16 protein-coding genes are annotated in these 15,121 nt (G+C 61.3%); 7 read left to right on the top strand and 9 right to left on the bottom strand.

The window, feature by feature from the left end:
* Positions 1-159: 159 nt before the first annotated feature.
* The 7 genes from pqqA (at position 160) to B0D71_RS04730 (ending at position 6,435) form a co-directional block, all read left to right on the top strand.
* On the top strand, positions 160-231 hold the full coding sequence (pqqA, locus tag B0D71_RS04760) for a pyrroloquinoline quinone precursor peptide PqqA (RefSeq protein WP_003253598.1): 72 nt from the start codon (positions 160-162) through the stop codon (positions 229-231).
* 55 nt (positions 232-286) lie between these two features.
* On the top strand, positions 287-1,201 hold the full coding sequence (gene pqqB / locus B0D71_RS04755; RefSeq protein WP_103393710.1) for a pyrroloquinoline quinone biosynthesis protein PqqB: 915 nt from the start codon (positions 287-289) through the stop codon (positions 1,199-1,201).
* Between the two features lie 110 nt (positions 1,202-1,311).
* Complete coding sequence (pqqC, locus tag B0D71_RS04750; RefSeq protein ID WP_103393709.1) at positions 1,312-2,064, top strand: pyrroloquinoline-quinone synthase PqqC; 753 nt, start codon at positions 1,312-1,314, stop codon at positions 2,062-2,064.
* Positions 2,061-2,333, top strand: coding sequence for a pyrroloquinoline quinone biosynthesis peptide chaperone PqqD (gene pqqD, locus B0D71_RS04745; protein ID WP_103393708.1), 273 nt, complete (start codon positions 2,061-2,063; stop codon positions 2,331-2,333). The genes pqqC and pqqD overlap by 4 nt, the downstream gene beginning before the upstream one ends.
* Positions 2,311-3,453, top strand: coding sequence for a pyrroloquinoline quinone biosynthesis protein PqqE (gene pqqE, locus B0D71_RS04740; RefSeq protein ID WP_103393707.1), 1,143 nt, complete (start codon positions 2,311-2,313; stop codon positions 3,451-3,453). The genes pqqD and pqqE overlap by 23 nt, the downstream gene beginning before the upstream one ends.
* A 98-nt stretch (positions 3,454-3,551) precedes the next feature.
* On the top strand, positions 3,552-4,715 hold the full coding sequence (gene ercA, locus B0D71_RS04735) for an alcohol dehydrogenase-like regulatory protein ErcA (protein WP_103393706.1): 1,164 nt from the start codon (positions 3,552-3,554) through the stop codon (positions 4,713-4,715).
* Complete coding sequence (locus B0D71_RS04730) at positions 4,699-6,435, top strand: PAS domain-containing hybrid sensor histidine kinase/response regulator (protein ID WP_103393705.1); 1,737 nt, start codon at positions 4,699-4,701, stop codon at positions 6,433-6,435. The genes ercA and B0D71_RS04730 overlap by 17 nt, the downstream gene beginning before the upstream one ends.
* Here B0D71_RS04730 and B0D71_RS04725 read toward each other — a convergent pair.
* The 9 genes from B0D71_RS04725 to copC all read right to left on the bottom strand — a co-directional run bounded on the left by B0D71_RS04725 (position 6,411) and on the right by copC (position 15,106).
* The gene (locus B0D71_RS04725) at positions 6,411-7,301 is read right to left on the bottom strand and encodes an aldose 1-epimerase (RefSeq protein ID WP_103393704.1); all 891 of its coding nucleotides are present in this window, start codon (positions 7,299-7,301) and stop codon (positions 6,411-6,413) included. The two genes, B0D71_RS04730 and B0D71_RS04725, sit on opposite strands and share 25 nt — an antisense overlap.
* A gap of 113 nt (positions 7,302-7,414) precedes the next feature.
* Positions 7,415-8,695, bottom strand: a complete 1,281-nt coding sequence (locus B0D71_RS04720) for a TRAP transporter large permease (RefSeq protein ID WP_103393703.1) — start codon at positions 8,693-8,695, stop codon at positions 7,415-7,417.
* Positions 8,696-9,223 (bottom strand): TRAP transporter small permease, encoded by a 528-nt coding sequence (locus B0D71_RS04715; protein ID WP_103393702.1) that lies wholly within the window; start codon positions 9,221-9,223, stop codon positions 8,696-8,698.
* A gap of 78 nt (positions 9,224-9,301) precedes the next feature.
* Positions 9,302-10,285: a TRAP transporter substrate-binding protein gene (locus B0D71_RS04710; RefSeq protein WP_103393701.1), complete on the bottom strand. Its 984-nt coding sequence runs from the start codon at positions 10,283-10,285 to the stop codon at positions 9,302-9,304.
* A gap of 76 nt (positions 10,286-10,361) precedes the next feature.
* On the bottom strand, positions 10,362-11,249 hold the full coding sequence (locus B0D71_RS04705) for an SMP-30/gluconolactonase/LRE family protein (protein ID WP_103393700.1): 888 nt from the start codon (positions 11,247-11,249) through the stop codon (positions 10,362-10,364).
* A gap of 51 nt (positions 11,250-11,300) precedes the next feature.
* The gene (locus B0D71_RS04700) at positions 11,301-12,125 is read right to left on the bottom strand and encodes an NAD-dependent epimerase/dehydratase family protein (protein ID WP_103393699.1); all 825 of its coding nucleotides are present in this window, start codon (positions 12,123-12,125) and stop codon (positions 11,301-11,303) included.
* A 250-nt stretch (positions 12,126-12,375) separates the two neighbouring features.
* A complete protein-coding gene (locus tag B0D71_RS04695) occupies positions 12,376-13,671 on the bottom strand; it encodes an OprD family porin (protein ID WP_103393698.1) in 1,296 nt (431 codons plus the stop codon).
* Positions 13,672-13,879: 208 nt separating this feature from the next.
* Positions 13,880-14,737: a copper homeostasis membrane protein CopD gene (gene copD, locus B0D71_RS04690; RefSeq protein ID WP_103393697.1), complete on the bottom strand. Its 858-nt coding sequence runs from the start codon at positions 14,735-14,737 to the stop codon at positions 13,880-13,882.
* Positions 14,738-14,740: 3 nt separating this feature from the next.
* A complete protein-coding gene (gene copC / locus B0D71_RS04685; RefSeq protein WP_103393696.1) occupies positions 14,741-15,106 on the bottom strand; it encodes a copper homeostasis periplasmic binding protein CopC in 366 nt (121 codons plus the stop codon).
* Positions 15,107-15,121 lie beyond the last annotated feature (15 nt).

The following is a 15,121-nucleotide window of genomic DNA, read 5'->3' as shown; positions in this document are numbered from 1 at the left end:
GAGCAGGCTCGCTCCTACAGTATTTGTGTGTGCATGACGATCGCACACCCCCTACCAAATCACCCCGCCAACTCCTTCGAAAGTAGCATTCGGGCACCCGATGCCCCGTGCATTAATGGCACTACCGGAATCACCCGGGCACAAGAAGAGGAATGACCCATGTGGACTAAACCCGCGTTTACCGATCTGCGCATTGGCTTCGAAGTGACGATGTATTTCGCCAACCGTTGATTGACCACCCGGCCAACCGCTGTGTTGGCCGGGCCTGCCTCCTGGAGCATCCGCCATGCACATCCGCGTTCTCGGTTCCGCCGCTGGCGGTGGTTTCCCGCAGTGGAACTGCAACTGCCGCCAGTGCGCCGGTGTGCGCAATGGCAGCCTGCGGGCACAGCGCCGTACGCAGTCGTCGATTGCCCTGAGTGACGACGGTGTGGAGTGGGTGCTGTGCAATGCGTCACCGGACATTCGCGCGCAACTCGAGAGTTTTGCGCCATTGCAGCCGGCGCGGCGCCTGCGTGACAGCGCCATCGCCGGCATCGTGCTGCTGGACAGCCAGATCGACCATTGCACCGGTCTGCTCAGCCTGCGCGAAGGCTGTCCGCATGCGGTGTGGTGCACCGAGCGTGTGCATCAGGACCTGAGCAGCGGTTTCCCACTGTTCAACATGCTTGAACACTGGAACGGTGGATTGCAGTGGCAACCGGTCGGTCTCGACCGTCAGCCGTTCAGCATCCCGTCCTGCGGGCATTTGCAATTTCGCGCGATTCCCCTGGTGAGTAACGCGCCGCCGTATTCGCCCAATCGCGGCAACCCGCAACCGGGCGACACCATTGGCTTGTTCATTGAAGACCTGCGCAACGGCGCCTCGCTTTTCTATGCCCCGGGCCTTGGCCGAATCGACGATGAAGTGCTGGGCTGGATGCAGCGTGCCGATTGCCTGCTGCTGGACGGCACCCTGTGGCGCGACGACGAGATGCGTGTCTGCGAAGTCGGCCAGAGCCTGGGCAGCGAAATGGGGCACCTCGCACAAAGCGGCCCCGGCGGAATGCTTGACGTGCTGGAGGGCTTCAACCGCCAGCGCAAGGTGCTGATCCACATCAACAACACCAATCCGATCCTTGATGAAGACTCGGCCGAGCGGGCGTTGCTGGAGCGGCGGGGGATCGAAGTGGCTTATGACGGCATGAGTATTGAGCTGTAGCCGATGGCCCTGCTTCGACAATGGACCCGCGGCAAACACCAAACCCTGTGGGAGCGAGCTTGCTCGCGATGAGGCCAGTGCAGGCACCGCAGAAGTTCCCGGAGAACAAAATGACTGACACCCCCATGTCCCCCACAGAATTCGAAGCCGCCCTGCGCGCCAAGGGCGCCTACTACCACATCCATCACCCCTTCCACCAAGCCATGTACGCCGGCCGCGCCAGCCGTGAGCAGATCCAGGGCTGGGTCGCCAATCGCTTCTACTATCAGATCAACATCCCCCTGAAAGACGCCGCGATTCTCGCCAACTGCCCGGACCGCGACGTGCGCCGGGAATGGCTGCAACGGATTCTCGACCATGACGGCGTCCCTGGCAGCGAGGGCGGTATCGAAGCCTGGCTGCGCCTTGGTGAGGCCGTGGGGCTGGATCGCGAGCAGATTCTGTCCCAGGAATTGGTGCTGCCCGGCGTGCGTTTTGCCGTGGACGCCTACGTCAATTTCGCCCGTCGCGCCTGCTGGCAGGAAGCGGCCAGCAGTTCGTTGACCGAACTCTTTGCCCCACAGATCCATCAGTCGCGACTCGATGCCTGGCCGACCCATTACCCGTGGATCGACGTCGCCGGCTACGACTATTTCCGCACGCGCCTGAGCCAGGCGCGGCGCGATGTCGAGCATGGCTTGCGCATCACGTTGGAGCACTACGTGACGGCCCAGGGGCAACAACGCATGCTGGAGATCCTGCAGTTCAAGCTCGACGTGCTGTGGAGCATGCTCGATGCGATGAGCATGGCCTACGAGCTTGCGCGCCCGCCGTATCACACGGTCACCGGCGACAATGCCTGGCACCGGGGGATCGCCCTGTGAGCCTGATCGATCGCCAGCAATCACCGGCCTTGCGTCGCGGTTTTCGTCTGCAATGGGAGCCCCGTCAGGACTGCCACGTGCTGCTGTACCCCGAAGGCATGATCAAGCTCAACGCCAGTGCCGGACAGATTCTCGACCTGGTGGATGGCCAGCGCAGCGTGGCGGCGATCATTGATCGATTGAGCGCGAATTTCCCCGGCGTGCCGGGGATCGACGAAGACGTGCTGGCGTTTCTGGAGGTGGCTCATGCGCAATTCTGGATCGAGTGAGACGCTGCCCGGACCGCCGTTATGGCTGCTCGCCGAGCTGACCTACCGCTGTCCGCTGCAATGCCCCTATTGCTCCAATCCACTGGATTTTGCCCGCCATGCAGAGGAACTGAGCACGCAAGAATGGATTCGCGTCTTCCGCGAAGCGCGGGACATGGGCGCCGCGCAATTGGGCTTTTCCGGTGGCGAGCCTTTGGTACGCCAGGACCTCGCCGAACTGATCAAGGCCGCCCGGGACATGGGCTACTACACCAACCTGATTACCTCCGGCATCGGCCTGACCGAGCAGAAGGTGCGCGACTTCAAGTTGGCCGGGCTGGACCATATCCAGATCAGCTTCCAGGCCGCCGATGAAACGGTGAACAACATGCTCGCCGGTTCGCGCAAGGCCTTTGCCCAAAAACTCGCCATGGCCCGTGCGGTGAAAGCCCAGGGCTATCCGATGGTGCTGAATTTCGTCACCCACCGGCACAACATCGACCGGATCGCGCAAATCATCGAACTGTGCCTGGAACTGGAGGCGGACTTCGTCGAATTGGCCACCTGCCAGTTCTATGGCTGGGCGGAACTCAACCGCGTCGGCCTGTTGCCCACCCGCGAGCAATTGCAGCGTGCCGAGCGCATCACCAATGAATACCGCGAACGCCTTGAAGCCCAGGGCCACCCGTGCAAGCTGATCTTCGTCACCCCGGACTACTACGAAGAGCGTCCCAAGACCTGCATGAACGGTTGGGCTAACCTGTTTCTCGACATCACCCCCGACGGCACGGCCTTGCCTTGCCACAGCGCCCGGCAGTTGCCGGTACAGTTCCCCAACGTGCGCGAGCACAGCGTCGAGCACATCTGGAACGACTCGTTCGGCTTCAATCGTTTTCGCGGCGATGACTGGATGAAGGAGCCGTGCCGCTCCTGCGATGAAAAGCACAAGGACCTGGGCGGCTGCCGCTGCCAGGCCTTCATGCTGACGGGCGATGCCGCCAATGCCGACCCGGTGTGCAACAAGTCGCCTCACCACGGCGTGATCCTCAAGGCCCGCGAAGAGGCCGAGGCGCCGGGGTTGGGGATGGAGCACCTGACGTTGCGCAATGAAAAGGCGTCGCGGCTGATCTACCGCGGATGAATTCCCAATCCGGGCAGATGACCTTGGTCTGATTGCATTCACAGCTGGATGGTTTAGTGTGGTTTCTACCTTCCAAAACAATAAAAACAGGCTTTCCAATGAGCCAGAGTCTCAACCTGCTGCGTAAGTTCGTTTCCCCTGAAATCATCTTCGGTGCCGGTAGCCGGCACAATGTCGGCAACTATGCCAAGACCTTTGGCGCGCGCAAGGTCCTGGTGGTCAGCGATCCCGGCGTGATTGCCGCCGGTTGGGTTGCCGATGTCGAAGCCAGCCTGCAAGCCCTGGGCATCGAATACTGCCTTTACAGTGATGTCTCGCCCAACCCGCGGGTCGAAGAAGTGATGCGCGGCGCCGAGATGTACCGGGAAAACCACTGCGACGTGATTGTCGCCGTCGGTGGCGGCAGCCCGATGGATTGCGGCAAGGGCATCGGCATCGTCGTTGCCCACGGACGCAGCATTCTCGATTTCGAGGGCGTGGACACCATCCGTGTGCCCAGCCCGCCGCTGATCCTGATTCCGACCACTGCTGGCACTTCGGCCGACGTCTCGCAGTTCGTGATCATTTCCAACCAGCAGGAACGCATGAAGTTCTCCATCGTCAGCAAGGCCGTGGTGCCGGACGTTTCGCTGATCGACCCGGAAACTACCCTGAGCATGGACCCGTTCCTGTCGGCCTGTACCGGCATCGACGCCTTGGTGCATGCCATCGAAGCCTTCGTCTCCACCGGCCACGGGCCGCTGACCGATCCCCATGCGCTGGAGGCGATGCGCCTGATCAATGGCAACCTGGTGCAAATGATCGCCAACCCGACCGACATCGCCCTGCGCGAGAAGATCATGCTCGGCAGCATGCAGGCCGGGCTGGCGTTTTCCAACGCCATTCTGGGCGCCGTGCATGCCATGTCCCACAGCCTCGGCGGCTTTCTCGATCTGCCCCACGGCCTGTGCAACGCGGTGCTCGTCGAACACGTGGTGGCCTTCAATTACAACTCGGCGCCGGAGCGCTTCAAAGTGATCGCCGAGACCTTCGGCATCGACTGCCGAGGCTTGAATCACCGGCAGATTTGCGGGCGCCTGGTCGAACACCTGATCGCCCTCAAGCACGCCATTGGCTTTCACGAAACCCTCGGTTTGCATGGCGTCAGGACCTCGGACATTCCGTTCCTGTCGCAGCATGCGATGGACGATCCGTGCATCCTGACCAACCCGCGCGAATCCAGCCAGCGTGATGTCGAGGTCGTCTATGGCGAAGCCCTCTGACGAGCAACAACGAGCCCTGGCCGGCTTGCTGGGGCTGGGCAGCCATTCGGCGCGCAAGAGTCATTACCCGGAGTTGGCCGCGCGTCTGGATGATCTGGAAGCCGAGCGTAACCGCTACAAGTGGCTGTTCGAAAACGCGGTGCACGGGATTTTCCAGGCCAGCCTGCACGACGGCATGCGCGCCGCCAACCCGGCGCTGGCACGTATGCTCGGCTACCAGGACCCGCAGGAAGTTCTGTTCTCCCTGACCGACCTGACCAGCACCTTGTTCGTCGACGGTGCGCAAGAACTGGAATCCATCGGCGAAATCCTCAGGCAGCAGCGCAGCCTGCACGGCTATGAAACCCGCTTGCGCCGCAAGGACGGCAGTCACCTCGATGTAATGATGAACCTGCTGCTCAAGCCCGGCCAGGAAGGGCTCGTGGAAGGGTTCGTCTCCGATATCACTGAGCGCAAACTGGCCCAGCGACGCCTGCAGCAACTCAATGACGAGCTGGAACAGCGCGTCGTCGCGCGCACCGATGAGTTGCTCGAGGCCAACCGTAACCTTCAGCAGCAGATCACCCAGCGTAAACAGATCGCCCGGGCCTTGCGCGACGCCCGCGATGCCGCCGAGGCTGCCAATCACAGCAAGGACAAATACCTCGCCGCCGCCAGTCACGACCTGCTGCAACCGCTGAACGCCGCGCGGTTGCTGATTTCGACTTTGCGTGAGCGCAAATTGCCGGAAGCCGAACAGGTGCTGGTGGAGCGCACTCACCAGGCCCTGGAAGGGGCTGAAGACCTGCTGACGGATCTGCTCGACATTTCCCGGCTCGATCAGGCCGCGGTCAAGCCGGACATCGCGTTGTACCGCCTCGACGAACTGCTCGGGCCGCTGGTGTCGGAGTTCCAGTCCGTCGCCCAGGCAGCCGGCTTGAACCTGCGGGTGCGCATGGCCGATTACGCCATCAGCACCGACTTGCGCCTGATGACACGGATCCTGCGCAACTTTCTCAGCAATGCCTGCCGCTACACCGATGAAGGCAGCATCCTGCTGGCGGCAAGGCGTCGGGGCGAGATGTTGCGCCTGGAGGTCTGGGACACCGGGCGCGGTATCGCCGCCGACCGACTCGATTCGATCTTCCTCGAGTTCAACCAGTTGGATGTCGGTCGCGCCGCCGACCGCAAGGGCGTAGGCCTGGGGCTGGCGATTGTCGAGCGCATCGCCAAAATCCTTGGCTACAAGGTCGGCGTGTACTCGTTGCCGGGGCGTGGTTCGATGTTCAGCATCGAGGTGCCGATATCCGACGAGGTTCCGTTGCCCGTGAGCCAGGCGGTGCCACAACCGGGCACCGGCAATCCGCTACCGGGCCGCCGTTTACTGGTGATCGACAACGAAGTGAGCATTCTCGAAAGCATGAGCGCGTTGCTCGGGCAGTGGGGCTGCGATGTTGTGACCGCCACCGATGAAGCGGCTGCGCTGGCGGCGCTGCGCGGGCAGGCGCCGGAACTGATTCTCGCGGACTATCATCTCGATCACGGGGTGGTCGGCTGTGATGTGGTGCGACATTTGCGCGAGCATTTCCACCATGACATTCCCGCGGTGATCATTACCGCCGACCGCACCGACCATTGTCGGCGTGCGTTACAGCGGCTCAATGCCCCCTTGCTGAACAAACCGGTGAAGCCCGGCAAATTGCGAGCGGTGTTGAGTCAACTGCTGGGGGTATCTGCCTGAAGCGGCCGATATTGCAGGGTGAAGCCCAGTTCGGTGGCTTGACCTTGCTCCAGCAAACGCAACCCTGGCCGACCGGGCAAGTGGTGCGCGTTCACCGGGTGGCTCACCGGTTCGATACAGAAAAATCCGAGGCCCACCGGGCAATAGAGCAGGTAGTAGTCGCTGCCGGTGGCCTGGCAGTCGAGTTCGTATCCAAGGTCGGGCTGTTGGATCAGGCAGTGACCGTTCCATTCGCAGAAGCCGTTGTCCACCAGCGATTCGGGTAATGACTTGAGTTGCTGAAAATCCCATTCGACCGGTAATGCGCTGAGTTCAGTCGGCAGTTTTGTCTCGTCGCACAACCACACATGCCGGGCGGGTGCCTGTAGTCGGGTGTTCGGTGTGCGCGGCAGGTACGGATGCAATCCCAGGCCATGCCACGCAGCGTGTTCTGCCAGGTGCGTGACGTGCAGTTCGATGCTCAGCGTGCCCGCGCTCAAATGGAAACGTTGCCGGGCGCGATAAGCAAAGGGTATTGAGCTGTCGAGTTGCAGGATCACTTCATTATTCGACTGGGAAACCACCTCCCACGGCTGCTGCCAGGCGCTGCCGTGGATCGGCAGGGGATCGGTGAGGCTGTTGGGTGTCAGTGCCATCCAGCCCTCGGGGCAATCGAAACCGCCATCGGCGATGCGGTTGGACCAGGGGATCAAGGGAAAGCAGCCGAGCTTGCCGGGCAGGCCGGTGTTCAGCGCGTGCTCATCGGCGTGGCGCAACAAGGGCTGGCCGGTACTGCGCACGGTCCAGTTGACGATACTGGCGCCGAGTTCCGGGGCGAGGGTGAGGCGGGTGAATTCGTCTTCGAGTTCGAGCAGTGTTGGCTTCATATTGACCAGCGATGTAAGCGAATGCAGGGGATGCTTTCTGTAGGCGTCCGGCTTGCCGGCGATGACACACTTGAGACCGCCATCGCCGGCAAGCCGGCTCCTACAGAAAAGCGTTACAACACCAGATGCGGCAACCACAGCGACAGTGCCGGAATGTAGGTCACGGCCATCAACACCAGGAACAGCACGCCGTAGAACGGCAGCAGCGCCTTCACGGTTGATTCGATAGTGACTTTACCCACCGCCGACCCCACGAACAGTACCGCGCCCACCGGCGGTGTGATCAAGCCAATACCCAGGTTCACCAGCATGATCATGCCGAACTGTACCGGGTCCACGCCAATGCCGAGGATCACCGGCATCAGGATCGGCGTGAGGATCAGGATCAGCGGCGCCATGTCCATCACCGTACCGAGCAACAGTAGCATCACGTTGATGCACATCAGGATCACATAGCGGTTGTCCGACAGAGTCAGGAACAGCGTGGTGATCTTCGCCGGGATCTGCATCAGGGTCATGATGTAGCCGAAGCTGGCGGCGAAGCCGATCAGGATCATCACGATCGAGATTGTGCGCACGGTACGGTGCATCAGTTTTGGCAGTTCGCTCCATTTGTAGTCGCGGTAGATGAACATGGTCACGAAGAACGACCACAACACCGCAATCGCCGCCGACTCGGTGGCGGTGAAAATACCCGACAGAATGCCGCCGAGAATGATCACCATCGCCATCAGGCCCCACAGCGCTTCGCCGCAGATCTTCAGTGCTTCGCGCATCGGGATGACTTCACCCTTGGGGTAGTCGCGCTTCTTGGCGAAGATCAGGCACAGCACCATCAGGCACGCGCTCATCAGCAGGCCCGGCACCACGCCGGCCATGAACAGCGAGGCAATCGACACCGTGCCGCCGGCGGCCAGCGAGTAGAGCACCGAGTTGTGGCTGGGCGGTGTCAGCAAGGCCTGCACCGAACCGCTGACGGTCACTGCCGTGGCGAATTCCCGGGGATAGCCGCGGCGTTCCATTTCCGGAATCAGCACCGAGCCGACCGAGGCGGTGTCCGCCACCGAGGAACCGGAGATCGCGCCAAAGAAGGTCGAGGCCATGATGTTGACCAGCGACAAGCCGCCACGCACGAAGCCCACCAACACCCCGGCAAACGCCACCAGGCGTCGGGACATGCCGCCCTCGGCCATGATCGCACCCGCAAGGACGAAGAACGGGATGGCCAGCAGGGAGAACTTGTTCACGCCCCCGGCGACTTGAATCATCAGCGCCTGGAACGGAATGTCGATCCACCATGCGCCGATCAGGGCCGCGAAGCCCAGGGCGTAGGCGACCGGCATGCCGATCAGGATCAACGCGATAAAACTGCCCAACAGAATAAATGCGTCCATTCAGGCAGCCCCTTCGTTTTCTTCAACGAGGTCGAAACGCACGACCCGGCGGTTGCTCTGGTCACCGAGCAGGAGTTTTTCGAGGACAAACACCAGTGTCAGCACGCCGCCCACCGGAATCGGCATGTAGGTGATCCCTACGCGCAACGTCGGCAGGGCGCTCATGAACTGGTTCCAGGTCGACAGACACAGCTTGCTGCCCCAGATGGCCATGAACAGGCAGATCGTTGCCATCAGCACTTGCGCAAACACGCTCATGGCTTTGCGCAAGTGTGGCGGCATGCGGTCTGTGAGCATGGCGACTGCCATGTGTGAACCGGAACGATAACTGGCCGCGGCGCCAATGAAGGTGAACACCATCATCAGCAGAATCGCCGTGGGCTCCGGCCAACTGGAACCGGTGCCGAGGACGTAGCGGGCGAACACGCCCCAGGGAATGATTAACGCAATGGCCAGAACGGAGAGCCCGGCGACCCAGATACAGGTCATGTAGAGCTTGTCGTTAATGCCTAGCAGCAGATTCTTCATCGTGTTCCACCGTAACCGGGCGCGCACTGACGTACACCAACGTCAGCGGCGCCGGGCCTTTCTTGAATGCAGGGAGGGTTACTGAACGGCTTCGATGCGCTTGATCAGGTCGGCGTAGGGCGCGCCGTATTTCTCGCGGATCGAGGCGGTTGCCTCATAGAAAGGTTTCTTGTCGACGGTGATGAACTCGACGCCGGCGGCCTTGAGTTTTTCTTCACTGCTGGCCGATTTCGCATCCCACAGGGTGCGCTCCTGGGCCTGGGCGGCCTTGGCGGTCTTCTTCACTAGCGCCTGTTGCTCGGGAGTGAGTTTTTCCCAGGTGATTTTCGACATCACGATCGGCTCGGGCAGGATCAGGTGACCGGTCAGGCTGTAGAACTTGGCGTTTTGGTAATGGTTGTGTTCGAGCAGGGTCGGCGGGTTGTTTTCTGCACCGTCGATCACACCGGTTTGCAGGGCACTGAAGATTTCCCCGGTGTCCATCGCAATGCCGTTGCCACCCATGGCGTTGATGGTTTCGATGAACATCGGGTTGCCTTGCACGCGGATCTTCATGCCCTTGAGGTCTTCAAGGCTGCGTACCGGTTTTTTGGTGTAAATGTTGCGCGTGCCACCGTCCATCCAGGCCAGGGCGACCAGGTTGAATTCGGAGTTGGTGATCTTGTCGAGGATTTCGTCGCCGACTTCACCGTCGATGACCTTGCGCATATGCGCCTGGTCGCGGAACACGAAAGGCATGTTGAACACGTTCACGTCCGGCACCACCGGGCCGACGATGCCGAGGCTGACCCGGGCCATCTGGATGGCGCCGACCTGGGCCTGTTCGACCACTTCTTTTTCCGAGCCGAGCACGCCGCCGGCGAACATCTTGAAGGTCAGTGCGCCATTGCTGTCGGCCACCAGGGTTTTACCCAGTTGTTCTTCCGCCACCACGGTCGGGTAACCGGCGGGGTGGATGTCGGCGAATTTGATTTCCAGCGCCTGGGCGGCACTGCTGAGGGAGAAGGCGAGGGATGCAGTGATGGGAAGTGCGGCGGCGAGCAAGGTGCGTTTGAAGTCCATGGGGGTGTCTCCAGTTTTATTGTTTTTTTTGTTCAAGGCACAGCGATGCAGCAGGAGCGCTTTGGTGTTGAGGTTGCTAGTCGTTGAAACGGGGTTCGGGCAATCCCTTGACGCCGGGGTCGAGGGCGAACACGCCACCGGCCAGTGATTGCGAGTCATGGTCGTCACCGGGGCGGATCGAGGTCACGAAAAGCGTGTCCAGTCGAGGGCCACCGAAGGCGCACATGGTGGGTTTTTTCACCGGTACGGCGAGGGAGCGATCGAGTCGGCCCGCAGGGGTAAAACGGTGAATGAGCCCGGCGTCGTTGGCGCAAATCCAGTAGCAACCCTCGGCGTCGACCGCAGCGCCATCGGGGCGACCTTCGTGCTGGTTCATGTCGACGAACACACGGCGATTCGATGGCGTACCGGTTTCGATGTCGTAGTCGAAGGCCCAGATCTGCTGGACCAGCGGATGGGAGTCGGACAAGTACATCGTGCGTCCGTCCGGGCTGAAGCCCAGGCCGTTGGGCACGATGAAACCGCTCAATTGCGCGTCGAGCGGCCCGCGTTGCCCGGCGCTGTAGCGATACAAGGTACCGTCGGCGGCGTTGGCGCCCATGTTCAGCACCATGCTGCCGGCCCAGAAACGTCCCTGACGATCGCAACGGCCGTCGTTCAGGCGCATGTCGGTGCGGGCATGGTCGACGTGGGCCAGCGCTTCACTGTGGAGGTTGCCGTCATTGCGCGGATGCAGGCGGAAGAACCCGCTTTCCATGCCGGCGACCCAGCCACCGTCACCATGACGTGCGATGCAAGCGAGCATCTCCGGGGTTTTCCAGGCATCCACTTGCCCGGTTTCGGCACTCCAGCGTTGCAGACCGCCAGCGGGAATGTCGACCCAGTACAGGGCGTTTTCCTCAGGCACCCAGACCGGGCTTTCACCGACCGCGTTGCGGGCGTCGACAATCAATTCGGCTTGCATGGCAACTCATTCCCTTGGTTTTTGTTGTGGGATCAAGTGAGCGGTGAGTGTTCAGTCGCCGAACGGACCGGCTGCACAGAAGGCACCGCCCTGATACAGCCGGGCCGGATCATCGGCGGCGGGCATCGGTTGGGCTTCGATTTTTTCGCGGAACACTTCAGAACTGTCCTGCGGTACAAAACCCAGGGCCGAGGCGTAGCGGTTGTCCCACCAGATGCCCTTGTTGTCGGACATGCCGTAGACCACGGTGTGGCCGACATTCGGGGTGTACAAGGCGCGTTCGAGCAGTTGGGTCAGGTCGCCGAAGCTCAGCCAGGTACTCATCATCCGGCGGTTGTGCGGCTCCGGAAACGACGAGCCGATGCGTACGCTGACGGTCTCGATGCCATAGCGGTCGAAGTAGAACGTGGCCATGTCTTCGCCGTAGGACTTGGACAAGCCGTAGTAGCTGTCCGGGCGGCGAGGGGAGTGGGCGTCGATGACTTCGTCCTGCTTGTAGAAGCCGATCACATGGTTGGAACTGGCGAAGATCACTCGCTTCACACCGTGGCGACGCGCGGCTTCGTAGATGTGAAACACACCGCAGATGTTGGCGCCGAGGATTTCTTCGAACGAGCGCTCGGTCGACACGCCACCGAAATGCAGGATCGCGTCCACGCCTTCGACCAGTTGATGCACCGCTTGCTTGTCGGCGAGGTCGCACGGCATCACTTCTTCCCGGTCATCGATGGCCGGGGCGATGTCGGCGATGTCCGACAGGCGAATCACATTGGCGTAAGGGCGCAGGCTTTCGCGCAGGACTTTCCCGAGGCCACCGGCGGCGCCGGTCAGCAGCAGGCGGTTGAAAGGGATGCGGGCGGTTGCTGTGGTCGTCATGGGAATCCTGGGCACGCGGTTGTTGTTATTGATTTGTTGTAGGTTGTCGTACGACTTTGGCGAAGTATTGTTAAGGTTTCCGGCTCTTGTCAACGCGACATTGGTGGAAATTGACGGAGGGTCGCCTTGTAGGAGCGAGCTTGCTCGCGATGGTCGTCAACGATAACGCTGGAAACCTGATACCCCGTGGCGTTCTCGGGTTCATCGCGAGCAAGCTCGCTCCTACAGGGGGACTGTTTGATCTCGGGAGTTACAACAACGAAATCGGATAACTGATGAAAATCCGGTTCTCATCGAATTCGTTGGTGCTGAAGTCCTTGCGGATGCTCGCGTTACGCCATTTCACGTTGAGGTTTTTCAGAGCACCGCTCTGCACCGTGTAGGCCAGTTCCGATTCGCGGCCCCATTCCTTGCCGTCGGTGATCGCGCCGGTGTGCACGTTGTCGCCGCTGATGTAGCGGTTCATCAGGGTCAGGCCGGGAATGCCGAGGGCGACGAAGTTGTAGTCGTGGCGCACTTGCCAGGATTTCTCCCGGGCGTTGTCGTAGCTGGAGTTGTAGCTGTCGTTGGCCAGGGTGCCGCCGCTGGTGCCGTTGACCCGCATCCAGACGTCGTCACCGGTGAGTTTTTGCAGGCCGACGTAGAAGGTGTTGCCGCCATATTTGGCCGAGAGCAGGGCGAACGCGGTCTTGTTGTCGAGGTCGCCGGCCTTGGCGCTGCCGTCTTCCTTGCCGATGAAGTAACCCAGGTTGGCACCCAGGGTCCAGTCGCCGACAGGCTGGCTGTGGGTCAGGTTGAAGTATTGCTGCTGGTAAATGTCACTGAGTTCCGAGTACCAGACGCCGACCTGCGTGCGCTTTTCATTGAACGCGTATTCACCGCCGCCGAAGTTGAAACGGTCCGAGGTGAACGCCGTTTTGCCGTTCATGAACATGTCTTCCATGCTCGCGTCGTTGCGCGGGCTGTTTTTCTGGAATTGACCGCCGTACAGCGTCAGGCCACTGATTTCGGTGGAGGTCACCTGGGCGCCCTGGAAGGTTTGCGGCAACGAGCGGCCATCGTCGGAGCGCAGGATCGGCAGCACCGGCATCCATTCGCCGACCTTCAACTCGGTTTTTGAAATCTTGCCTTTGAGTGCCACGCCCAGCCGGCCGAAATTGTCGGCGGGGCGGCCGTCGTCGTGGATCGGCAACAGCTGCGTGCCACCGGTGCCTTTGCCGCCGTCGAGCTTCTGCGAGTACAGGCCCAAGACGTCTACACCGAAGCCCACGGTGCCCTGGGTGAACCCGGACTTGGCATCGAGGATGAAGTTTTGCGTCCACTCTTCAGCCTTGCCCTGGGGGTAGGCCGGGTTGGTGTAGTTGCGGTTGAAGTAGGCGTTACGCAGATTCAGCGTGGCCTTGGCGTCGTCGGTGAAACCTTCGGCCTGGCTGGTCATGGGCAGGACGAGGGCCAGGCCGCTGCAGCCGATCAGGCTGAGGGTATGACGACGGGAAAAATTTGGACGCGAAGAACGGGCGGACGAATTGCGGACGAGCTTGTTCACTGTGACGCTCCCTTGTTTCTTGTTTTTATTGTTGTCATACGTCGTCGTACAACATTGGGGCGATATTTGCGGGATTTTTCGGGGTTGTCAATCGGAAGTTATACGATGACCTGTGGAGAGATGGATTACATTTTGTGGGGGGAAAGCTTTTGTGGCGAGGGGCTTGCCCCCTCGCCACAAAAGCCCACACCCACAGGGGACGGGGTTATTAGCTGGAAATCATCGGGGGCAGGGTGCCCAGTAGCGAAACCGCCGCCACGGCGCCAAGCCCCAGCATCCACTCCAGCATCACACTGGCGCGCAGTGTTTGCGGACGCAGTTCGCAGTCATCGATGCGCAGCCGATTGAACAGCGCCAGACCCAGCATCGCCGCCACCAGCACGGCCTTGATCATCAGGATCAAGGCAAATCCGCTGAACAGCGGCGTTGGCCAGAATGCCCCGGTGAGCACCCGCACATTGATCAGGCCGGTGATCAGCAGCCCGGCGACCAAGCCGTAGCCGACGCCGCTGAAGCGCTGCAACATGACGCGTATCGAATGCCCCGCAGGCGCTCGCAGAATCATCACCAACAACATCAGGCCGCCGAGCCAGGCACCGACGCAGATCAAGTGAATGAGTTGATTGAGGATCAGCAAGTGGCCTGCGGTGCCATCGAGCATGGCGCCGTGACCGACCGGGGCCAGGGTGGCCAGCAGCAGGCCGCTGAGGATCAGGCGCAGGGCCAGGTTGGCACGCAGTGGGGTCAGCAGCAATGCCAGCAATACCAGGTTAATCAGCAGATGCCAGCGCCAGACCTGGCCGAAAAAGGTATTGCCCAGCACCAGGCCCAGGGTCGACGGATCGAAGGCCGCGTCCCAGGCACCGGCCATGCTCGCGGTCATCAGCAACAACCAGCAGACCCCGCTGAGCAGCGCCACGACAGCCAGCCATCGGGTGGTCCGCGCCAGACGCTGATCCAGCGCGGTTTCGCCACTTGAAAGCAACGGCCGGAACACCCAGGCTCCGAACAGCATCAACACCACGATGAAATGCAGGAAGCGGCACAGCACCAACGCGCTCGCCATGAATTACTGGCCAACCTTGAAGGCGTAGGCACCTTCGCTTTTGTGGGTGTCGACGGACACGGCGTGCCATTCGACTTTGTAGGCGCCGGCAGTCAACGGCGCGGCGGGGGTGACGATCAGGATCTTCTTGTCGCTGCCTTCGGTAGTCAACGCGTTCACCGCCACCGGTGCGCCATCGCGGGTCAGGGTGACTTTGGTGAAGCTCGCCTCGACACCCTCGGAGAACTCCAGGCGCAATTGCGCAGGCGCGGTCACGGTGCTGTCGGCGGCCGGTGTCTGGCTTTTCAGGTGGGCGTGGGCAAGCACCGATGAAGCGGCGAGCAGCGAGCCAAGCAGGGCAGTGATGGTCAGGGTTTTCTTGAGCAGCATCGTGAGTACCTATGG

Origin of the sequence: Pseudomonas laurylsulfativorans (assembly GCF_002906155.1) — a bacterium.
Taxonomy (GTDB): domain Bacteria; phylum Pseudomonadota; class Gammaproteobacteria; order Pseudomonadales; family Pseudomonadaceae; genus Aquipseudomonas; species Aquipseudomonas laurylsulfativorans.
Note: the sequence above shows the minus strand (reverse complement) of the source record. Positions and strands in the feature narration are given on the sequence as shown.